We start from the raw sequence: 23,272 nt of genomic DNA on the forward strand, positions 1-23,272 counted from the left end.
GACGTCGGCGCGGCGGTCGTCGTAAGCTGTCGGCAGATGCAATGGTCCCGTTCGCCGCTCGAAACGACAGGAGATGCCCAAGCAATGCCGCAGCCGATTTCTTCCCCTCAAGCCGGTCACCCCGATCACCCGCATCAAACCACCGGCGCGCGCCTGATTGTCGATGCGATGCTGACGCACGGCGTCGAGCGCGTGTTCTGCGTGCCTGGCGAGAGTTTCCTCGCCGTGCTCGATTCGCTGCACGACGAAACCGCGCACATCCAGACGATCGTCTGCCGGCATGAAGCGGCGGCCGCGAATATGGCCGAAGCCGTCGGCAAGCTGACCGGCAAACCGGGCATCGCGATCGTCACGCGCGGGCCGGGCGCGACGCATGCGTCGATCGGCGTGCACACCGCGTTTCAGGATTCGACGCCGATGATCCTGCTGATCGGCCAGTGCGCACGCGAGCATATGGATCGCGAGGCGTTTCAGGAAATCGACTATCGGCGGATGTTCGGGCAAATGGCGAAGTGGGTCGCGCAAATCGACGATCCGCGCCGGATTCCCGAGTACATGAGCCACGCGTTTCACATCGCGACGTCCGGTCGTCCGGGTCCGGTCGTGCTGGCGTTGCCGGAAGACATGCTGAGCGACGCGTGCGAGGCCGTGCCGGGCGCGCCCGCGTATCAGCGGGTGGCGGCATCGCCGTCGGCGGCGCAGATGGGGCGCGTGCGCGAGATGATCGAAGGCGCGCAACGGACGTTCGTGATTGCGGGCGGCAGTGGCTGGACGTCGCAAGCATGCGACGACTTCCGGCGCTTCGTCGAGCAATGGCAATTGCCGGTCGGGCTCGCGTTCCGGTTTCAGGACACGTTGAACAACGATCATCCGAACTACGCGGGCGATGTCGGGCTCGGCATCAATCCCGCGCTGGCGCAGCGCATCCGCGAAGCCGATCTGTTGCTGGTGCTCGGCCCGCGCATGGGCGAATCCACGACCGGCGGCTACACGCTGCTCGACATTCCGAAGACGAAGCAGACCTTGATTCACGTGCATCAAGGCGCGGACGAACTCGGACGCGTGTATTCGGCGGATGTGCCGATCGTCTCCGGGATGCCCGAAATAGCGTCGATGCTCGCCGCGTTGCCGGCGCCGGCGTCACCGTCATGGGCGGGAAGCGCCGCCGCCGCGCACGACGCCTATCTGAACTGGCGCGCACCGCGTCCGATGCTGGGCGACGTGCAATACGGCGAGGTAATGCAGCAATTGCGCGCGCACGTCCCGGACGACACGATCGTGACGAACGGTGCGGGCAACTACGCGACGTGGCTGCATCGTCACTTTGCTTACCGGCATTTCCGTTCGCAGCTCGCGCCGACCAGCGGCGCGATGGGCTACGGCGTACCGGCTGCGATTGCAGCGAAGTCGCTGTATCCGGAGCGGACCGTGATCGCGTTTGCCGGCGACGGCTGTTTCATGATGGCCGGTTCCGAACTCGCGACCGCGATGCAATACGGCCTTGCGGTGATTTTTATCGTCGTGAACAACAGTCAATACGGCACGATCCGGATGCATCAGGAGAAGACCTATCCGGATCGGGTTCACGGCACCGGGCTGACCAATCCTGATTTCGTGGCTTATGCGAAGGCGTTCGGCGCACATGGCGAACGCGTGACGACGACCGAGCAGTTCATGCCTGCGTTCCAGCGGTGCGTGGAAAGCGGGAAACCGGCGCTGATCGAGATTCAGTTGCCGAAAGACGCGAGCACGCCTGGCGCAACGCTCGCGCAGATTCGTGAAGCCGGAAGGAAGGCGCGCGGCGAGTAGTCCGCCGCCGCAAACGAAAAAGCCCCGCAAGGCAACTCACCTTGCGGGGCTCGAAATAACCGTGCCGACAGCGCCCTGTACCTGCCAGGGCGCGACCCGGCGGTTAAACCTTACTTGCCACCCACGCTTTGCAGCGTCGTCCACTTACCGTCGACAACCTTGTACAGCGTGATGCCGCCGTTCTTCAGATCGCCCTTGGCGTCGTACGCCAGGCTCGCCGACGTCACAGACGGCATCGCCGTCTTCGCCAGGAACGGCAGGTACTTCGCCGGATCCGTCGAGTTTGCCTTCTTCATCGCGTCGAACATGGCCATTGCGCCGTCGTAGGCGTACGGCGAGTACGTTTGCACGTCTTCACCGAAACGCTTCTTGTACTTCGTGATGTAGTCCTTGCCGCCCGGCATTTCTTCCAGCGGCAGACCCGCCAGCGATGCCACCGTGCCATTCGCCGCGTCGCCCGCGATCTGGATGAACGTCGGCGTGTGAACCATTTCGCCGCTCATCAGCGGTGCCTTGATACCCAGCGACTTCATCTGCTTGACCATCGGCGCTGCCTGCGAGTCCGCACCACCGTAATAGATCAGTTCCGGCTGCATCGACTTCAGCTTCGTCAGGATCGACTTGAAGTCGACAGCCTTGTCGTTCGTGAATTCACGGTCGACGATCGTCGCGCCCGATGCCTTCGCGGCCTTCTCGAACTGGTCAGCCAAACCCTGGCCGTATGCGGTGCGGTCGTCGACGATCGCAATCTTCTTCATGCCCAGGCTCTTCACGGCAAACGTGCCTGCAACCGAACCTTGCTGCGTGTCGGACGTCATCATCCGGAACGTGGTCTTGAAGCCTTGTTGCGTGTACTCAGGCGCCGTCGCCATCGCGATTTCGGGGATGCCCGCATTCGCGTAGATGCGCGATGCCGGAATCGTCGTGCCCGAATTGAAGTGGCCGAGCATGCCCTTGATGCCGTCGTCCACCAGCTTCTGGGCCACGGTCGTGCCGGTGCGCGGGTCAGCCTGGTCGTCAGCGGAGTCGAGCACGAAGTGAACCGGCTTGCCGCCGATCATCGGCTTGGTCGCGTTCATTTCTTCAACAGCCAGCGTAATGCCGTTCTGGAAGTCCTTGCCGTAGTGAGCCTGGGCACCCGTCATCGGACCGGCAAAACCGATCTTCACGTCTTCAGCCGTCTGTGCCTTCGCAGTCCCCGCCAGCGACAGAGCCGCAACCAGCGTCGCGCCTGCCAGCTGTTTCATCGTGTGTTGCATAGCTTCTCCTTGATACCAGGTTTGAGTGGAGCGGCATCAGGATCGCCGTGCCGCTTCCGTTTTTTTGAATCGACCGATGAGGCGTGCTCAACCGATCGTCATCAAATTCGCATTACCGCCGGCTGCCGCCGTATTCACGCTGACCGAGCGCTCCGTCAACAAACGCTCCAGCGCGTAGTCCTCGTCGCCGCTGTCCAGTGCCCCCGCCGCCACGCCCTGCACCGATACGATCGGCCCCGGACGCTTTGCCACTTCCTTCACCAGCGCCAGCAATTCGTCGCTGTCGCCTTCGAACAGCACGGCATCGAACAGCGCATCCGCACCCTTCCGGACGCTCGCGAACGGCTTCAGCGATGCCGGCAACGCCGCCACCAGTTGCTCGCCCGCCGCGCCGCTGAACAGCGCGCGGTTGCCGGTCGCCAGTGCCGCCGCGAACTGCACGCGTGCGCCGGATACCGTCGTCGCCACGCACAGCACCGTGCCGCGTGCGCCGAGCGTGTACGTATTGCGCTCGCCGGTCGGACCGGCCAGCACGGCCGTCGCGCCCGCCAGGCCTTGCGACAGATACCCGTCGCAACGCGCGGCCAGGCTTGCCTGACCTTCGGCGATCAGCCAGTCACGCAGGGTCGTCAGCGCCGCGGACGGATTGTCTCCCAAATTCTGCGAACCGCCCACATTCTGGGCAGCTTGCGGCGCGTCGGACACCAGGACCTGCGCCAGGGACTTCGGCAAACCGGCCGAACGTGTCGCCAGCAGACGCTGCAGATACAACGCGCCGCCCGCCTTCGGACCCGTACCCGACAAGCCTTCGCCGCCGAACGGTTGCACCCCGACCACCGCGCCGATCACGTTGCGGTTCACGTAGATGTTGCCGACATGCGCACGGCTGATCACGTGAGCGATCGTCTCGTCGATCCGCGTGTGGATGCCGAGCGTCAGCCCGTAACCGGTTGCACGGATCTGCTCCAGCAGCTTGTCCAGCGCGCTGCGGCGATAACGGACCACGTGCAGCACCGGACCGAACACTTCGCGCTTCAGTTCGTCGATGCTGTCGAGTTCGATCAGCGTCGGCGGCACGAAGGTGCCTTGTGCGCAACCTTCCGGCATCGCCAGTTGCTCGACGTTGCGGCCCTTGTCACGCATCGCCGCGACGTGCGCGTCGATGCCGCGCTTCGCGTCCGCGTCGATCACCGGTCCGACATCCACCGACAGCCGGTCCGGATTGCCGATCGCCAGTTCGCGCATCGCGCCCGTCAGCATTTCCAGCGTGCGGTCTGCAACGTCGTCCTGCAGACAAAGAACGCGCAGCGCCGAACACCGTTGACCGGCGGAGTCGAAAGACGACTGCAACACGTCCGCCACGACCTGTTCGGCCAATGCCGACGAATCGACGATCATCGCGTTCTGGCCGCCCGTTTCGGCGATCAGCGGAATCGGCTTGCCATCTGCATCGAGGCGTTCGGACAGCGTCTTGTTGATCAGACGCGCCACTTCGGTCGAGCCGGTGAACATCACCGCACGCGTGCGCGCGTCGGCCACCAGTGCCGCGCCGACGGTTTCGCCGTCGCCCGGCAACAATTGCACCGCGCCGGCCGGCACGCCGGCTTCGCGCAGGATGCGCACGGCTTGCGCGGCGATCAGCGGCGTCTGTTCGGCGGGTTTCGCGAGCACCGTGTTACCGGCAGCCAGCGCGGCCGCGACCTGGCCCATGAAAATCGCCAGCGGGAAATTCCACGGGCTGATACAGACGACCGGACCGAGCGGACGATGCGTGTCGTTCGAGAATTCGGTGCGTATCTGCGTCGAGTAGTAACGCAGGAAATCGACGGCTTCGCGGATTTCGGCAATCGCGTTCGGCAGCGACTTGCCCGCTTCACGCACGATCAGGCCCATCAGCGTATGCATCTGCGCTTCGAGCAGATCGGCTGCGCGCGACAGGCAATCGGCGCGCGCCTCGACCGGCGTGGCTTGCCAGATCGGCGCGGCGGCGATGGCATTCGCCAGCGCGGCGCCGACGTGCTCCGACGTCGCTTCGATGACCGTGCCGACCAGATCGCGATGATCGGCCGGGTTGCGGACGTCGCGCGCGACGCCTTCGACGGTTGCATCGGTTTCGAGCATCGGCGCGGCGCGCCACGGGTGATTCGCGCTCGCCAGCAACGCCGACGACAGCGACGCCAGACGATGCTCGTTCGACAGGTCGAGACCGGCCGAATTGGCGCGCTCGGCACCGTACAGGTTGCGCGGCAGCGGAATCTTCGCGTGCGGCGCGCCGAGCGGCGTGAGCTTCGACGCTTCATCGACCGGATCGGCGATCAGGTCGTCGATCGCGACGTTTTCGTCAGCGATACGGTTCACGAACGACGTGTTTGCGCCGTTCTCAAGCAGACGGCGCACGAGATACGCAAGCAGCGTTTCGTGCGTGCCGACCGGCGCGTACACGCGGCACGGGCGGTTCAGCTTGTCGCGGCCGGTGACTTCTTCGTACAGCGGCTCACCCATGCCGTGCAGGCACTGGAATTCGTACTGGCCAGGATAATAGTTCTGTCCCGCGAGGTGATAGATCGCCGACAGCGTGTGCGCGTTGTGCGTCGCGAACTGCGGATAGACCGCGTCCGGTGCGCCGAGCAGCTTTTTAGCGCAAGCGAGATAAGACACGTCGGTGTAGATCTTCCGCGTATAGACCGGATAACCTTCCAGGCCGTCTACTTGAGCACGCTTGATTTCGGTATCCCAGTACGCGCCCTTCACGAGGCGAACCATGATCCGGTGACGGCTGCGGCGCGCGAGATCGATGATGTACTCGATCACGAACGGGCAACGCTTCTGATACGCCTGCACGACGAAACCGATGCCATTCCAGCCCGCCAGCTCCGGATCGAAACACAGCGCTTCGAGCAGATCGAGCGAGATTTCGAGGCGGTCGGCTTCTTCGGCGTCGATATTCAGGCCGATGTCGTAGCGGCGCGCGAGAATCGCCAGCGCGCGCACGCGCGGCAGCAGTTCGTTCATCGTGCGTTCCTGCTGCGAACGCGAGTAGCGTGCGTGCAGCGCGGATAGCTTGATCGAGATACCGGGGCCTTCGTAGATCCCGCGTCCGCCGGCCGCCTTGCCGATGGCGTGGATGGCCTGTTCGTACGACGCGTAGTAACGCAGCGCGTCGGCTTCGGTGGTCGCGGCTTCGCCGAGCATGTCGTACGAGTAGCGGAAACCGCGCGCTTCGTACTTGCGGCTGTTCGCCAGTGCTTCGGAAATGTTTTCGCCGGTGACGAACTGCTCGCCCATCAGGCGCATCGCCATATCGACACCCTTGCGGATCAGCGGCTCGCCGCCGCGTCCGATCAGACGCGTCAACGCCGACGACAAACCGGCTTCGCTATTGGTCGTGACCAGCTTGCCGGTGATCATCAAGCCCCAGGTCGCGGCGTTGACGAACAACGACGGCGCCTGGCCGACGTGCGATTTCCAGTCGCCCTTGCTGATCTTGTCGCGGATCAGCGCATCGCGCGTGGCGCGGTCGGGAATGCGCAGCAGCGCTTCGGCCAGACACATCAGCGCGACGCCTTCCTGGCTCGACAGCGAGAATTCGTGGATCAATCCTTCGACGCCGCCGCCCTTGCTCTTGCCGCGCAACGTGGACACCAGCTTGTGCGCCATGCCCTGCACGTCGCCGGCGAGATTCGCGGGCACCCGCGCCTGACCGACCAGGAACGGCAAACATTCCGGCTCCGGACGACGGTAAGCCGCCGTGATCGCCGCGCGCAGCACCGATTGCGGCTGCACGTTCTGCGCGAATTCGAGGAAAGGATGGGACGCGCTGTCGTCGTCGGATTCGGCGTGGTTGCCGTCGGCGAGATCGGCCGAACCGCTGACGCCCGACAGTTCAGCCGGAAGCTGGCCGTGCTCGATTTTTTCGAGGTAGGCAAAGATCGCCTGCTTGATCAGCCAGTGCGGGGTGCGTTCGAGACGGGTGGCGGCATCTTTGAGCCGGGCGCAGGAGGTCATCGACCTTGACGCCAAGAGTGGTGCTAGCCATGTTTCCTTCTTCATATGCCAGCTGACCTGCGCTGGCCAAAGACTAAAAAGTTGCCGAATCATATGCCTCCCAATAAAAAGGTGCAACCGGACGAGCGACACGGTTGCACCATCTTGGAACCCTTACGCAGCAAGGCTTTGTGCCGAATTGGAACATCGCCGTGCACCACCGTCGATCTCAGTAGTTTCCCTGGCATTTTCTTTTCGGGTTGCCCCTTATCCAAACGCGCGGCGCGCCGTTATACAGCTATGCGGCCGCACTGACGGCGCGCGCACGACGGGGTCAGGAAAATGGAAAAGTGGCTGGTAGTGGGAATGGGCGTGTGGATGTTCTTCGCGCTTGGCGCGGTGCTGTTCATCCGCGGTGCAACCGGCGGTGTCCGCCCGGGCGATGGCGACGGCCGCGCGTTGCGCCGGTCGCCGTTGCTGGTGCCGATCAGCACGCGTGAGCAGGAAATCCGCGAATCGATGCGCGACGCGCGCGGCTGATTGCGGCGCGTCGCGCGTTGGCGGCTCGATCAGATATCGAGCGGATCGACTTCGACGTTCCAGCGCAGCACGCCTTTGAGGCTGCGCAACATCGGTTGCCACGCGTGCAGGGTTGCCTGAAGCGCGCCGCGCGACGCGCTTTCGATCAGCAATTGCGCGCGATGAACGTGCATCACCTTCACGATCGTCAGCGGCACGGCGTCGTAGACCGTCACGCGCTCGGCGGCGGGAATGGTTTTGAGCGCCTCGCCGGCCTGCTGTAGAAAATCGAGCGCGGCTTCGAGCGTGCGGCCTTCCGCGCGCAACAACGCCTGATAGATGAAGGGCGGCAAATGCGCGTCGCGTCGTTCGGCGATTTGCGAGTTTGCGAAACCCACGTAATCGTGACGCGCGAGCGCGTGATACAGCGCGTGGCGCGGATAGCGCGTTTGCACCAGCACTTCGCCGGGCAAGCCCGAGCGGCCGGCGCGGCCGCTGACCTGCATCAATTGCGCGAACAGCCGTTCGCTGGCGCGGAAATCGTGCGAAAACAGCGCCGTGTCGGCGTTCAATACGCCCACTAGCGACACGCGCTGGAAGTCGTGCCCTTTCGCGATCATCTGCGTGCCGACCAGAATATCGACCTCGCCCGCGTGCACGTCGGAGAACAGCGCCTGCGCGCTGCCTTTACGGCGCGTGCTGTCGGCATCGATCCGCAGGATTCGCGCGCCCGGCACGGCGCTCGCCAGCGTTTCTTCGACCCGTTGCGTGCCACGCCCCATCGGCGCGATATCGACATTGCCGCACTCCGGGCATGACCTCGGAATGCGCGCTTCCCAGCCGCAATGGTGGCAACGCAGCGTGCGTTCCTGCTTATGCAGCACGACATAGGCGCTGCATCGCGGACAACCGGCCACCCAGCCGCAAGAATCGCACGCGAGTTGCGGTGCATAACCGCGCCGGTTCAGAAACACGAGACTCTGTTCGCCACGCTCGACGCGCGCGCGCAGCGCCGCCAGCAACGGGCCCGACAGACCTTCGACGGATGCGCGTCCTCGCCGCCGCTCCTCTTCCAGATCGATCAGGCGGACGGTCGGCAACACCGCGTCGGCGACCGCGCGACGCGACAGCGTGAGCTTCGTATAGCGGCCTTGATCGGCCTGCCACCAGCTTTCCAGCGACGGCGTCGCCGAGCCGAGCACGACCGGCAAACCGTGTTGCTTCGCCCGATAGATGGCGAGGTCGCGCGCGGAATAGCGCAAACCTTCCTGCTGCTTGTACGCCGGATCGTGTTCTTCATCGACGACGATCACCGCCAGTTTCGGCAGCGACGCGAGCACTGCGAGCCGCGTACCGAGCACGATCCGCGCGCGCCCGGTGTGCGCCGCGAACCAATGGCGAGCGCGTTCGCCTTCCGCGAGACCGCTGTGCAACGTGACGATCGCGGTGGCGTCGAGCGCGGCGAAGCGCGCGCGAAATGCCGCTTCGAATTGCGGCGTCAGATTGATTTCCGGCACCAGCACCAGCGCCTGCGCGTCCGGCCGGCTTTCGAGGATCGCTGCCAGCGCGCGCAGATAGACCTCGGTTTTGCCGCTGCCGGTCACGCCGTGCAACAGGAAAGGCGCAAAGCCTTGCGCGCCGCGGATGGCGTCGACGGCGTCGGCCTGTTCGTCGGTGAGCGTCGGCAGACGCACGGCTTCGATCGACGTCGGTTGCGGTGCCGGTACGTGCGCGGCGTCGATGATGTCGAGCGCGACCCAGCCTTGTTCGCACCACGCGTCGAGCGTCGCGACCGCTTTGGGATGAAGCGCGCGGGCGTCGGCGGCGACGAGAAACTCGACTTCCGCGAGCGCGTCGGCGAGGCGGCGCAATGCGCTCGCGCGTGCAGGCAATTCGCGCGGCAACGCGTCCCGACCGGCGGGCAACAATCGATAGCGGGATTCGGGCGCGAACAGCCTCGACCAGCGCGACGCGTCGCGCAATGCTTGCGGCAACGCGGGCAACGCGACTTCACCGATGCCCCGCTGATAGTAGTCGGCGGCGAAGGTCACGAGCCTGATCCACTCGGCCGACAACGCCGGACACGCGCCGCAAAAGTTATCCACCGCTCTGATGCGCTCCGCAGGCACCTCACTGTGAGCAACCACTTCGCAGATGAGGCCCACGATATGCCGACGTCCAAAAGGCACGCTGACGAGCGTGCCGACGGATGGCGGAATAGGACTATCCCAGCGGTAGTCGAACAATGTCGGCAGCGGATGATCGAGCGCGACGCGGACGAAAAGCGCGCTCACGTCGGAGAAACGGGGCAGTTGGCGAACGCCGCTGCGGCGCACCGTGCGACGCCGGAAAATGACCGGAAGTTAAAGTAAACCTTCAGTTTTCGCGGTAACTTTTGGATTCGACTGATGAATTGCACCCGACCGCGCGCCCTGTGGATAACTTTGTTGAGAACTTCGTCCGGCTGGCCCAAAAACCGTGAGAGCCTTGCCCTGTGTGGGTTTCCGCACATTTCCGGGCAATTCCCTGGAAGCCTTGCCAGACAAGGCTTAGATCAAGTGCGCACATAACTTGCAAGCTTTTTCGTACGCGCCAACGCTCTACTGCGACGCAACGTACTTAATGTGCATAAGTCAAGTCTTGACATCGCCGGAAAGGGCCACGGACGGGCCAAAGACCCCGAAAGCTGCCCTTAGACCGAGAGCCCAGCCTAGTGCGCTGCAGCAAAAAATAATCGGGGCACGAAGCGTCCGCCACCCCGGTTTTTGCCTGTTTTTCAGGCTGTCGGATGACCGTGTCAGGACCCGCTGACAACGTTTCCAGCGCGGATCGCGCGGCTATGACGATGCACTTCATCCACCAGTTCCGCGACGTTTTCGGGCGGCGTGAATTGCGAGATGCCGTGGCCGAGGTTGAACACGTGTCCCGGATGATTTCCGAAGCTGTCGAGCACCGCGCGCGCCTGCATGCGGATCGCCGACGGCGGCGCAAACAGCACGGACGGATCGATATTGCCCTGGAGCGCGACTTTGCCGCCGACCCGCTCGCGCGCCTTGCTCAGATTGACGGTCCAGTCGAGCCCGACCGCATCGACGCCGATCTCGGCGATCTCGTCGAGCCACAGACCGCCGCCCTTCGTGAACGTGATGACCGGCACTTTCTGGCCGTCGTGCTCGCGCTTCAACTGGCTGACGACCATCTGCGTGTAGTGCAGCGAAAAGCGTTGATAGATCCCGTCGGCAAGCGCACCGCCCCACGTGTCGAAGATCATCACGGCTTGCGCGCCGGCTTCGATCTGCGCGTTCAGATAGGCCGCCACCGATTTCGCGTTGATCTCCAGAATGCGGTGCATCAGATCCGGGCGCGCGTACAGCATCGACTTGACGGTGCGGAAGTCGGGCGAGCCGCCGCCTTCGACCATGTAGCACGCCAGCGTCCACGGACTGCCCGAGAAACCGATCAACGGCACGCGTTGACGGCCTTGGGCATCGACCAGCGCGCGGCGGATTTCGCTGACGGCGTCGGTCACGTAACGCAGCGTCGCGTCGATATCCGGCACGGCGAGGCGCGCAACGTCGTCTTCCGTGCGAACCGGCCGCGCGAATTTCGGACCTTCGCCCGTGACGAATTCGAGGCCGAGGCCCATCGCGTCGGGCACGGTCAGGATGTCGGAGAACAGGATGGCGGCGTCGAGCGGATAGCGGTCGAGCGGTTGCAACGTGACTTCGGTTGCATAGGCCGGGCTTTTCGCGAGGCCGAGGAAACTGCCCGCGCGACTGCGCGTGGCGTTGTATTCCGGCAGATAACGCCCCGCCTGACGCATGAGCCAGATCGGCGTGTAGTCGGTCGGCTGGCGCAGCAGCGCGCGCAGGAAAGTGTCGTTCAGGAGGGTATGGGCCACGTTGCGGTCTGCTGGAGGCAAAGGGGCATTTTACCGGACGCGACGCGCCTTATCGCGATAGATGAACGGTATAGGACCGGCTCGCGGCCTCGCGCCACCGCATTTTCGCGAATATTCAACGGCAACTGGCCGGGCTATCATCGGCCGCCGTAATGCCTCGAAAAACCTATCACCACGGGATTGGAGCGTCGATGAAGCACACCGCAATTGCAGCCGGACTGGTTCTGTCAGCCGTGTTCACGGGCGTATCCACGTTATGCGCGAGCAGCGCGGCGTTTGCGCAAAGCGCGCCGGCCGCCGCAACGCCATCGCACCTGGACGACATACTCGCGCGCGGCACGCTGCGCGCCTGCACCACGGGCGACTACAAGCCGTATTCGTACTACAAACCGGACGGCACGTTCGAAGGTATCGATATCGATATGACGGAGTCGCTGGCGAAGTCGCTCGGCGTGAAGGTCGAATTCGTCAAAACGTCGTGGTCGAACCTGATGAACGACTTCATCGCGAAGTGCGATGTCGGCGTGGGCGGAGTTTCACCGACGCTCGAGCGTCAGAAACGCGCATTTTTCACGCAAGCCTATATGGTGGACGGCAAGACGCCGATCGCACGCTGCGACGACGTGAACAAATATCAGACGGTCGCGCAGATCGACCAGCCGTCCACGCGGGTGATCGTGAACCCCGGTGGAACAAATGAACGTTTCGCGAAACAGTTTTTCCCGCACGCGAATCTGACCGTTTATCCCGACAACGTGACGATTTTCAAGCAGATCCTTGCCGGAAAGGCCGACGTGATGGTCACCGACGCATCTGAAACGCTGTTGCAGCAGAAACTGAACCCGGGCCTGTGTTCCGTGCATCCGGACAAACCGTTCCAATACGGCGAAAAAGCGTGGCTGCTGCCGCGCGGCGACGTCGCGTTCCAGCAATATGTCGATCAGTGGTTACATCTGGCGCGCGCAACCGGCGAATATCAGGCGATTTCTGACAAATGGCTTAAATAAATCCGATATATAGCTTCAAACGGTCGTACGTCGCGTCTCGCGAATCCTGTAACCGGCCGGAAAGCCCGCCGACTCGCTATTCGGCCGCCGTTTCAACACTTTTCCCGCAGACGAAACGGACGACGTAGGTGAAAGCAAACGTGTGCACTGCAGCAATCCGTCGCACACGTTGCGTGAAAATTACGCGAAGCGCGAACTCGCCGCAATTCCCCGATCCCGCCACTGTATTTGCGGGACAAGCGGCACAAAGGTGATATTTAACGCCGCCTAGGAGCCTGGACGCGCTGCAATACATGTGTGAAGCACTTGCCGAATACTGTCGATCTGGACCGGTAATTTTGACGTTTCATACGTTTCAAAATCGCAAAAAATCCCGGAGAGCCTTATCTGGCGGGCGTTACAACCTGAAACACTTTGTTACCGCGTACACCGATCATTTCGCCCACAATGCCCTCAACGGTATCAACACGGATGTGGCTGTGTGCGTAGTGTGAGCGGATGCAAAGCACGCAAGTCGGTCGGCAAAACGCCGGAGCCCTGAAACGGGGCATCCCTGTTGGAGCCGTGGTCGACGTCGGGACGTCAACCATGCGGTTCCTCCATTGGTCTCCTCGCGCTAACCCCGTAGCGTGTGGTTTTTAGCGGGCTCCAGGCCCGCTTTTTTTTCGCCTGTGAAACGTTTGCGCACCTTTTTGGAGCATGCGCAGGCCGGCGAAAGTGCCTCCTTCCTCCCTTCTCTGTCTTCCCCTGCTATCGGCGTCAGGCGTTTTCGCCGGACGCCATGCGTCGTATCAAGCCGTCCTATCCTGCTTGAGTTTCAGTTCGTCGATCATCCGGTCGCGCATCACGAATTTCTGGACCTTACCGGTGACGGTCATCGGCAGTTCGTCCACGAAGCGGATGTGCTTCGGCACCTTGTAGTGCGCAATCTGATCGCGGCAGAACGTCTGCACGTCTTCGGCGCTCAGATGCTCGCCGGGACGAACGACGATCCACGCGCAGACCTCCTCGCCGTATTTCGAATCCGGCACGCCGAACACCTGCACGGTTTGAATCTTCGGATGACGGAACAGGAATTCCTCGATTTCGCGCGGGTAGATGTTTTCGCCGCCGCGAATCAGCATGTCCTTCAGCCGTCCGACGATGTTGCAATAGCCTTCCGCGTCGAGGGTGGCGAGGTCGCCGGTGTGCATCCAGCCATCGACGATGCTTTCGCGGGTTTTCGTGTCGTCGCCCCAATACCCTTGCATCACCGAATAGCCGCGCGTGCACAGTTCCCCCGTCACGCCGACCGGCACGATCTCGCCCAACGGATCAACGATCTTCACCTCCAGGTGCGGCTGGATGCGCCCGACGGTCGTGGTTCGCTTGTCGAGCGGATCGGTGGTCGAGCTTTGGAACGAGACCGGGCTGGTTTCCGTCATCCCATACGCGATCGTGATCTCGCCGAGATGCATCGTCGAGACGACTTTTTTCATCGTTTCGATCGGACACGGCGAACCGGCCATGATGCCGGTACGCAAGCGCGACAGATCGAAGCGCGCAAAGTCCGGATGATCGAGTTCGGCGATAAACATGGTCGGCACGCCGTGCAGCGCGGTGCATTTTTCGTCGGCGGTCGCGGCGAGTGTGGCGACCGGATCGAAGGCTTCGCCGGGAAACACCATGTTTGCCCCTACCGACACGCATGCGAGCACCGCCAGCACCATCCCAAAGCAGTGATACAGCGGCACGGGAATGCACAGGCCATCCTGTTCGCCCAGACGCATCGCCATCGCGATATAGCGGGCGTTGTTGACGATATTCCGGTGCGTCAGCGTCGCGCCCTTCGGATTGCCGGTCGTGCCGCTGGTGAACTGGATATTGATCGGCTCGTCGGCGTTCAGGGTGGCGCCGATCGCGTCGAGCTTCGCGACATCGAGGCTCGCGCGGCCCTGCTCGATCACGTCCGAGAACAACAGCATGCCGGGCGTGTCGGTGTCGCACATCCGGATCACGATGCGCAGGTCCGGCAGACGCGCGGCGTGCAGATCGCCGGGCGTGTGGCTGGCAAGCTCGGGCGCGAGCTCCTGGAGCATCTGTAGATACATCGACGACTTGAACCGCTCGGCCGCGATGATCGCCTTGCAACCCACCTTGTTCAGCGCGTATTCGAGCTCCGCAAGGCGGTACGCGGGATTGATATTCACGAGCACCGCGCCGATCCGCGCGGTCGCGAATTGCGTCAGCAACCATTCGACACGATTCGGCGACCAGATGCCGACACGGTCGCCCTTCACGATGCCCAGCGCGGCCAGACCCGACGCCATCGTATCGACTTCGTCCGCGAACTCCCGCCATGTCCAGCGAATGTCCTGCTCGCGAAATACCACGGCGGGACGCGTCGGAAAGCGTTCGACCGTGTCGCGCAGAAAATCGGCGACGGTCGCGTCGCTCAACGGAATGTCGGTGGAACCGCGAACGTACGACTGGTTATCGCGGGGTTCGATGATCGCGCCGTCGCTTTTGGCCTGCGTTGTCATGGTGGTGTCTCCTGAAGAGGAATGCCGGTTCTAGAGTCGGTCTGCCGACGATTGTGCCATCCAGCCCGGGTCGAACGGCATCAAGTGATACCCGCCCAGGCCGCCGCGTCTCATGTCGCTTCATGCCAGCCAGACCGGATATATCCAGATGACACCCGTGACCCGCCGTCAGCGGAAATGATTCGGCATGCGCTGTCGAGTCACTCGACCCCGCGCGAATACACGGAGCCGTGGCAGACGACACGGCAGATGGCACTGAGAAAGGGAGCGCTGAAGATGGACGTGAATATCAACAGACCGGATCTCGCCGGGACCACCGGACAAGGCATGTCGCGGCTAAGTAGCGGGAAACCGTTACCGGAGTCGAATCCCAAAGGACCCTCGCTCACCGAAAACGTACCAGCGCCGATCAATGCCGCTGAACTCAAAGACCTCGATTCCCTGTACGCCAAGGTCTACGAAGTCCGGGCCGGATCGCTGGCCGCCGCGAACATCAGGAAGTTGGAACGCAATGTGGCGCAGTCGCTGACTGGCTATCCGCAGCACGTTGTCGCGCGCGAGCAGCGTCTCGCGGCGATGGCCGCCAGCCTGCAAAACTCGCCGCCATCCGTTCGCGAGTACTTTGCGGGCGCGGGCGCGATCCTCCGCGCGGTCGGTCGCGAGACAACCGATCCCCGAGTCCTCGACGCGCTGGCCGGTCAAATGAATGCGCTGGAACGCGCCGTACTCGACGAACATAACCGCGTGCTCGCCGATCCACCGGATGAAGTCCTCGGCGTGTTCAATTCTCCGGCGAACACGGGCTCGACTGGCGAGCAAGACGGGTCTACCGGCGTTTCCCTCGGCGATTTGCGTCAATCGTTTCTGGTCCGCGGCAAGACGCCCGCGCAACGGGAACAGGTCTTCAAACAGGCCTCGACGCTCAATGCCAGCTTGCAGCAACAGACGGGCGCGACGCTCGACGCGCAGTATCAGCGCGAGGCCGTCAAATGGAACGAGGCCAATACACGCGTGGACCAGATTCTCGCGACTGCGGGCGCGCAGAAAGAGCCCGGTCTGCGCTACGAAACGATAGGCCGGCAGTTGTTTACGAATACGCCGGGCGAGGACAGCGATCGGGCCGTTCTGGCGTTCACGGACCGCTTGCGCAACGATCCGGGCGTTCACGACACGCTCACAAAATGGTACGGCGACGCTGCGGGCAAGCTGAACAAAGCGGGCGTCGATGCCGGCAAACGCTACGAGCAGATCGTCGGCCATCTGCCGGCGGCAGGACCGGACTACGTGCGCGATCTCTCGGACCAGTACAACACCGTTCTGAAAGACAACACGACGAAAGACATCTCGATCACGCCGAAGGCCAAAGCCGAACGGCTCGCCGGGCAAATCGTCGAGGGTGTCGCGCGCTTCATGATGGATATGTTTCCGCTGACGGCGCCATTTGTCGACCGGTTAATGCCGCGCAGCATGCTGCCCGCCAACGCGCGACTCGGCATCGACGTCGGCACCGCGCTGCTGGCGGCGGCCTTACCTGGCGGAGACATCGAAGCGCTGGCGCGCGAAATTCCACAGGCGCTCAAAGGCATCGGCGCGGTGGCGGCGGACGCCACCAGGACCGCTGGATTCGCCGTACACGGCGAAGCCGCGACAGCCGGCGTGGCGAAAGCGGCGGGCTTTGAGATCGACCGTGGCAGCCAATTGCTGCACGAGCAGACGGGTACACCGCTGGCCATTCCATCGTCCTACGCCGTACATCGTCCACCCGACTTGTCGCAGGTCGCCGGACAACGCAATCTCTACCGCGATCCTGCTGGCGCGCAGTACATCCACGACGGCTCCAACTGGTTCGCCGCCCGCTACGACGCCGACAACGGCACACTACGCATCTGGCAACCCGATAACGCGTATAAGCCGCAATACCCTGTCCGGCCCACTGCCGACGGCGGCTTCGAAATCCACAACAACGTGGGGCTCAAGGGCGGAATGATGTCGGATAGCGATGCGGCGTCGTCATCGGCCAGTCCGTGGTGGACATGGACGATCCCGACGTCCAGCGCGGAGCAACCGCTACCGCGGCTCGCGCAAGGCTTCACCGTGACCTCATCGAGCGGCGCGCCGGTATCGGGCGAAATGACGAAGGCTATGGATGTGCTCGGCTGGAAGTCACCCGCCAATCGCGCGATGGACGACACCGCGTTCAAAGCGCAATACCGGCAGGCGTATGACGCGATGCCGGCGAAAAACAGAAACGCCCTGCGCTCGTGGACAGCGGCGGGAGACTCCGATATCAGTTCGGAGGACAGCTACGAAGCAATCAACTATCGGCTCAACAGCAGTTTGTACAACCGCGAACCTAAGCCGTTCACTGCAACGCTGAGAGACAACGTCGCGGCCGCGCTCGATACGCTTCCGGTGCCCGAAGGCGGGCCGCACAAGCTGCTGCGGACGGCGCAGGTCCCCGCCGGCTATGCCGCCCGATTCAACGTTGGCGATCTGGTGACAAACTCGCCCGCCTTCATGTCGGCGTCGAGCGCGAATAACTTTGCAGACCAGGCGATCGAATCGGTCGGTGGCGTCTTCAGAAATAGATCACCCGCGGTGGCTATCTACGATATAGAAGGGACCACGGCAAAACCGACGATAGAAGGTGTGTCTACCAATCTTGGCTCGGAGCGCGAATGGATATTCAAGCCGAATACTGTGTTTCGCGTCGTGGAAATTGGCAGTGCGACGCCTAATGACGTGGGTGCTGCTGCACGCCTTCCCCCGCGGATCGGTATGCGTCTGGTCGAAGAAACCTTCAATGGCGAGGATTCGGTATTCGCGAAAAATATCTATTCGGGCGAGATGGAACTCGTCTATGCACCGAATGTGAAACCGACCTATACGCCGCTGCTGCGACCGGCTAGCGGCGGACCCTCGACGCAGGCTTGAGTGGTTTGCGGATCGCGGATTTGCCGAGGGCTTTAGTAGCGCAGTCTTTCGCGGATCGTCCTGGGTGATTCTTAAGTGGCGTGGGCCAACGCGTTGAGTGGCTCGGAATCAGATGAAATTCGATCGTTTTTAATCAGCATTCTAAAAATAATTCTCTAATTAAACAGAGTGATCTTAAGAAATGGCTGTTTTCAATTTATTTAAATTTCATTGAAAATCGACACTGCGATTATGTTGATTTACGACAATGCTTTTGGCTCTTATCAGGATAACGACTCGGTAGACTTTTATTGAATTCGCAAATCCGTTGCAATTCATGTTGCCTGGTTTATCGAAACAGGAGTCTCGCTTTGAATCAAACAGTCTTAAGCGGCATCGAGTTATCGAAGAAAATCTGGGCCAATGTACCGGGCGCCGATGCAAACGGCTATTCGAACCCCGGCGACACCATCGCGTACGCGTTCGGTGTCGTCGATGCGAAACTGGATTTTGGCGACATCCTGGGTCCAGATGGCTATGTCATCGAGTCGAAGTTGATCGGGGGCGTGATCACGTTGATCGGCGCGAACACGGTCACCCGCCAGTTGCCGCCGGGCGACTACCAGTTGTTCGAGTTCGTGATCGCGCGCGACGCGGACGGCGTGACGTTGCGCTACGGTCGGCGCACAGGCTCGGATTTCACGGCAGCCATCAACGGCGTCCGCAAATCGCCGGATAACGACGAAGACGGCGGAATCGGGTTCACGGTCAGCGCGAGCGGTGGCATCGTGCCGGTCGTGTGCATCAACAAATCGGTTTCGGTATTGATCGACAAGCACGTCGGCGATTCGAGTCCGTCCGAGCGAAAAGGCGTCCTGTTCTTCGGCACGAGTTCCTATCTCGGACTCACCCAAGACGGCTACAACTGGAATTCGACGTCTATCGTCCGCCTGGGGCTGACTGACGCAAACGGTGCGCTTCGCCTCGACGGATTCACGTCCGGCAATAACGTGTTTCTTCACGAAGTCGTGCCGAAAGCTGCGTACGACGCCGGGCTTCGTCCGAAGCAAATGACGGTCTACAAGCTCGACGGTTCGGTCTGGTACACGGCCGGCTTTCCCGATTTTCATCAGGTGACGCGCGACGAACTGGATACGCTGCTGAAGGATCCGAAAGTCACGCCGGTTGGGCGCGAACTGATTCGCGCGAATCTGAACGTCGGCGATTATCTGTTTACCAACCAGAATTACTTCTACGAGCGTCAGGGCGTGATTCCTGTCACCGTATTGAACGAACGTCTGCCGAAAGGCGGTATCGAGCTAAGCAAGAAAATCTGGGCACATGTGCCGGGCTCGGATTCAAAAGGACGCTCGAATCCGGACAACACCATCCAGTATGCGTTCGGCGTCGCCAATGCGTCGGCACACTTCGCGGACATCGCTCGGGCCGACGGTTATGTCGATCCGTCGAAACTGATTGGCGGCGTGCTGATGGTCACAGGCGCGAGCAAGGCCACGCTTCAGCTTGCGCCCGGCAGCTACAAGCTGTTTGAGTTCACCATCGTTCGCGATGCGGACGGCGCGACACTGCTATTCGGCAAACGCACGGGCTGGGACTTCACAGCGGATTTCGACGGCGTTCTGCAGACACCGTCGGATGACGGCGATGGAGCGATCGTTTTCGAAGTCAGCAACCAGACGCGTGTCATTTCGGTCGTTGCGGTCAACAAGTCGCTTTCGGTGCAGATTCGCAACCAGGTCAGCGATGTTCGCCAGACGGGACAAACGACCGGCAGGATGTTTTTCGGAACGAGTTCGTATCTCGGTTTGACTCAGGACAGCCAGAACTGGAACGGTGGGGCGATCGTCCGGCTGGGCGTCACCGACGCCGAAGGCATACTGCGTCTGGACGGATTCGTGTCCGGGAATAACGTGTTTATCCACGAAGTCATCCCAAAGGACACGTATGACGCCGGCGTGCGCCCGAAGGAAATGACCGTGCGGAAACTCGACGGGTCGGTCTGGTTCACGACGCCGTTTTCCGCGCAGCATCAAGTCACGCAAGATGAGCTCGACATGCTGCTTAAAGACCCGAAGTTCACCGGCGAAGGTCGACAGTTGATTCGCGCCCATCTGAAGGTCGGCGACTATCTGTTCTCCGCTCGCGACTACTTCTACGAGCGCCAGGGCGTGATCGACGTGAGCGTACTCAACGATTTCAGCAACGTAGGCAAATAACGGTTCGACGGCACGGTCATGCTGGACATCACCAGCGCTAAGCGCGCATAAAAAAACGGGCGCCTTTGCAGGTGCCCGTTTTCAATTCTTCGACGTTTGACGAGTCCTTATGGCACTCGAAAAACGCTTGCTGCCTAGTTCTGACCGCGCAGCTTCCGCAGACGCTGGATTGCCGCGAGTTGAGCCGTCGCATACGCGAGTTCCGCTTGCGCGGTTGCGTATTCGAGGTTCGAACCCGTGTTTTGCAGCGCCTCTTCAGCACGCTGACGCGCCTGTTCGGCTTTGGCTTCGTCGAGGTCTTTGCCGCGGATTGCGGTGTCGGCGAGAACCGTCACTGCGCCCGGCTGAACTTCGAGAATGCCGCCAGCGACGAATACGAACTCTTCATCGCCGTTTTCAGCTTCGATGCGAACCGCACCCGGACGAATCCGCGTGATCAGCGGTGTGTGGCCTGGCAGAATGCCCAGTTCACCCGCTTCGCCCGGCAGCGCGACGAATTTCGCCTGGCCCGAGAAGATCTGCTCTTCCGCGCTGACGACGTCTACTTTAATGGTTGCCATATCGACTCCTGTCGACGGGAGCGAGCGCTTTAGCGCTTGCCCTCGTCCCATGCAAGGCGGGTTGAGCGTGTTGCGTACGGCGCGACGGTCAGTTCAGACTCACCCGACGATCGCGCCTCGTTGCCTACACTCGAACCTTTACTGGATCTTCTTGGCCTTTTCGAAGGCTTCGTCGATGGTGCCGACCATGTAGAACGCCTGCTCCGGCAGATGATCGCACTCGCCTTCGACGATCATCTTGAAGCCGCGGATCGTTTCCTTCAGCGGAACGTACTTGCCCGGCGAACCCGTGAACACTTCCGCAACGTGGAACGGCTGCGACAGGAAACGCTGGATCTTACGAGCGCGCGCGACCGACAGCTTGTCTTCCGGCGACAGTTCGTCCATACCCAGAATCGCGATAATGTCGCGCAATTCCTTGTAGCGTTGCAGCGTTTGCTGCACGCCACGCGTGATCGAGTAGTGCTCTTCACCGATCACATTCGGGTCGATCTGACGCGAGGTCGAATCGAGCGGATCGACTGCCGGGTAGATGCCCAGCGAAGCGATGTCACGCGACAGCACGACGGTTGCGTCCAAGTGGCCGAAGGTCGTAGCCGGCGACGGGTCGGTCAAGTCATCCGCAGGGACGTACACGGCCTGCACCGACGTGATCGAGCCAGTCTTGGTCGACGTAATACGCTCTTGCAGCTTGCCCATTTCTTCAGCCAGCGTCGGCTGATAGCCCACTGCCGACGGCATACGGCCGAGCAGTGCCGACACTTCCGTGCCTGCCAGCGTGAAACGGTAGATGTTGTCGACGAAGAACAGCACGTCGAGGCCTTCGTCACGGAAGTGCTCAGCCATCGTCAGACCGGTCAACGCAACGCGCAGACGGTTGCCCGGCGGCTCGTTCATCTGGCCGTACACCAGCGCGACCTTGTCGAGAACGTTCGAGTCCTTCATTTCGTGATAGAAGTCGTTCCCTTCACGGGTACGCTCGCCAACACCCGCGAACACGGAGTAACCGCCGTGTTCTTTAGCGATGTTGTTGATCAGTTCCATCATGTTCACGGTCTTGCCGACGCCGGCGCCACCGAACAGACCCACCTTGCCGCCCTTTGCGAACGGGCAGATCAGGTCGATAACCTTGATGCCCGTTTCGAGCAGTTCGGTCGACGGCGACAGTTCGTCGAATGCCGGAGCCTTCTGGTGAATGCCACGCGTGACTTCCGTGCTGATCGGGCCAGCTTCGTCGATCGGGCGACCCAGCACGTCCATGATCCGGCCGAGCGTCGGCTTGCCGACCGGCACGCTGATCGGCTTGCCGGTGTTCTTCACCATCGTGCCGCGGCGCAGACCGTCCGATGCACCCAGACAGATGGTACGGACAACGCCGTCGCCCAGCTGCTGCTGGACTTCGAGGGTCAGTTCCGAACCTTCGAGAATGAGCGCGTCGTAAATCTTCGGCATGTGATTCACGCGGGAATTCCACGTCGATCACCGCGCCGATGCACTGTACGATCTTGCCTTCTACCAAAGCAGTAGTACTCATCGCTTTTCCTTTAGATACTCAATTCTTCACTCGCGCAACGGCGCAGTTTCGAGGGGCGGCCACCAGCGGCTCGCTGATCGTGACGATCAGACCGCAGCGGCGCCACCGACGATTTCCGACAGTTCTTTCGTGATCGCGGCCTGGCGGCTCTTGTTGTACACGAGCTGCAATTCGTTGATCACAGTCTTCGCGTTGTCCGAAGCGGCCTTCATTGCGACCATTCGTGCCGACTGCTCCGATGCCATGTTTTCCGCGACGGCCTGATAGACCAGCGCTTCGACATAACGCACCAGCAGTTCGTCCACCACTGCCTGAGCGTCCGGCTCGTAGATGTAGTCCCACGAAGTCTTCGGCGTGGTGTTGACAGCCTCTTCCTTGTTCTCGAACTGGTCTGCCGCGAGCGGCAGCAGTTGCTCGATCACCGCTTCCTGCTTCATCGTGTTGACGAAGCGCGTGTACGCGAGGTACACAGCGGAAATCTTGCCTTCCGAGTACAGATCCAGCTGAACCTTGACCGCGCCGATCAGCTTTTCCAGATGCGGCGTATCGCCCAGTTGCACGACGTTCGACACGACTTTCGCGCGCAGACGGTTCAGGAAACCCAGACCCTTGCCACCGATCGCAGTTGCTTCGATGGTCTTGCCCTGGCCTTCCAGTTCCTTGAACTTCTGCAGCGACGCACGCAAGATGTTCGTGTTCATCCCGCCGCACAGACCTTTATCGGTCGTGACCAGGATGATGCCGGCCGTGTTCACGCCTTCGTTCGACACCATGAACGGGTGACGATACTCAGGATTCGCACGGCTCATGTGTGCGGCGATATCGCGGACCTTGTCGGCATACGGGCGAGCAGCACGCATGCGCTCCTGAGCGCGGCGCATCTTCGATGCGGCCACCATCTCCATCGCTTTGGTGATCTTTCGCGTGTTTTGCACGCTCTTGATCTTGCCGCGAATTTCCTTCATTCCAGCCATTGCTTGCTCCTTGATCGAAGCGGTACGGGTGCATCTGCATGCAACCCGCGCCG

General features: G+C 61.8%; 11 protein-coding genes and 2 pseudogenes. 5 read left to right on the forward strand and 8 right to left on the reverse strand.

Annotated elements, in window-relative coordinates; genetic code table 11:
- The first annotated feature begins 84 nt into the window (after nt 1-84).
- Nucleotides 85-1,809: a thiamine pyrophosphate-binding protein gene (locus PW947_RS12575; RefSeq protein WP_299632050.1), complete on the forward strand. Its 1,725-nt coding sequence runs from the start codon at nt 85-87 to the stop codon at nt 1,807-1,809.
- A gap of 110 nt (nt 1,810-1,919) precedes the next feature.
- On the opposite strand, the gene PW947_RS12580 is transcribed toward PW947_RS12575, so the two are convergent.
- Together PW947_RS12580 and putA are read right to left on the reverse strand one after the other, a co-directional pair.
- Complete coding sequence (locus tag PW947_RS12580) at nt 1,920-3,068, reverse strand: branched-chain amino acid ABC transporter substrate-binding protein (RefSeq protein WP_299632052.1); 1,149 nt, start codon at nt 3,066-3,068, stop codon at nt 1,920-1,922.
- Between the two features lie 87 nt (nt 3,069-3,155).
- A pseudogene (gene putA / locus PW947_RS12585) lies at nt 3,156-7,104 on the reverse strand (trifunctional transcriptional regulator/proline dehydrogenase/L-glutamate gamma-semialdehyde dehydrogenase).
- Nucleotides 7,105-7,394: 290 nt separating this feature from the next.
- Between putA and PW947_RS12590 the strand changes: the two are divergent.
- Nucleotides 7,395-7,592 (forward strand): hypothetical protein, encoded by a 198-nt coding sequence (locus PW947_RS12590; protein WP_299632054.1) that lies wholly within the window; start codon nt 7,395-7,397, stop codon nt 7,590-7,592.
- Nucleotides 7,593-7,621: 29 nt separating this feature from the next.
- Here PW947_RS12590 and PW947_RS12595 read toward each other — a convergent pair whose 3' ends face one another.
- Both PW947_RS12595 and hemE read right to left on the reverse strand, forming a co-directional pair.
- Nucleotides 7,622-9,865, reverse strand: coding sequence for a primosomal protein N' (locus tag PW947_RS12595; protein ID WP_299632056.1), 2,244 nt, complete (start codon nt 9,863-9,865; stop codon nt 7,622-7,624).
- A gap of 503 nt (nt 9,866-10,368) precedes the next feature.
- Nucleotides 10,369-11,472, reverse strand: coding sequence for a uroporphyrinogen decarboxylase (gene hemE / locus PW947_RS12600; RefSeq protein WP_299632058.1), 1,104 nt, complete (start codon nt 11,470-11,472; stop codon nt 10,369-10,371).
- Nucleotides 11,473-11,663: 191 nt separating this feature from the next.
- Between hemE and PW947_RS12605 the strand changes: the two genes are divergently transcribed.
- Nucleotides 11,664-12,479: a transporter substrate-binding domain-containing protein gene (locus PW947_RS12605; protein ID WP_299632060.1), complete on the forward strand. Its 816-nt coding sequence runs from the start codon at nt 11,664-11,666 to the stop codon at nt 12,477-12,479.
- 791 nt (nt 12,480-13,270) lie between these two features.
- On the opposite strand, the gene PW947_RS12610 is transcribed toward PW947_RS12605, so the two are convergent.
- On the reverse strand, nt 13,271-15,001 hold the full coding sequence (locus PW947_RS12610; protein WP_299632061.1) for an AMP-binding protein: 1,731 nt from the start codon (nt 14,999-15,001) through the stop codon (nt 13,271-13,273).
- 249 nt (nt 15,002-15,250) lie between these two features.
- Between PW947_RS12610 and PW947_RS12615 the strand changes: the two genes are divergently transcribed.
- Both PW947_RS12615 and PW947_RS12620 read left to right on the forward strand, forming a co-directional pair.
- Nucleotides 15,251-17,935, forward strand: coding sequence for a hypothetical protein (locus PW947_RS12615; protein ID WP_299632063.1), 2,685 nt, complete (start codon nt 15,251-15,253; stop codon nt 17,933-17,935).
- A 350-nt stretch (nt 17,936-18,285) separates the two neighbouring features.
- Nucleotides 18,286-20,151 carry a hypothetical protein gene (locus PW947_RS12620; RefSeq protein ID WP_299632065.1) on the forward strand — a complete coding sequence of 622 codons (1,866 nt, stop codon included), beginning with the start codon at nt 18,286-18,288 and terminating at the stop codon, nt 20,149-20,151.
- 134 nt (nt 20,152-20,285) lie between these two features.
- Here the strand turns inward: PW947_RS12620 and PW947_RS12625 are convergent, their stop codons facing one another.
- From PW947_RS12625 to atpG, 3 genes and pseudogenes are all read right to left on the reverse strand, one after another.
- Nucleotides 20,286-20,711 carry a F0F1 ATP synthase subunit epsilon gene (locus PW947_RS12625; protein WP_299632067.1) on the reverse strand — a complete coding sequence of 142 codons (426 nt, stop codon included), beginning with the start codon at nt 20,709-20,711 and terminating at the stop codon, nt 20,286-20,288.
- A gap of 138 nt (nt 20,712-20,849) precedes the next feature.
- Nucleotides 20,850-22,245 (reverse strand): annotated as a pseudogene (atpD, locus tag PW947_RS12630) (F0F1 ATP synthase subunit beta).
- Nucleotides 22,246-22,331: 86 nt separating this feature from the next.
- Nucleotides 22,332-23,219 (reverse strand): F0F1 ATP synthase subunit gamma, encoded by an 888-nt coding sequence (gene atpG, locus PW947_RS12635; protein ID WP_299632069.1) that lies wholly within the window; start codon nt 23,217-23,219, stop codon nt 22,332-22,334.
- Nucleotides 23,220-23,272 lie beyond the last annotated feature (53 nt).

It is taken from the genome of Paraburkholderia sp., from assembly GCF_028283785.1.
Lineage (GTDB): Bacteria > Pseudomonadota > Gammaproteobacteria > Burkholderiales > Burkholderiaceae > Paraburkholderia.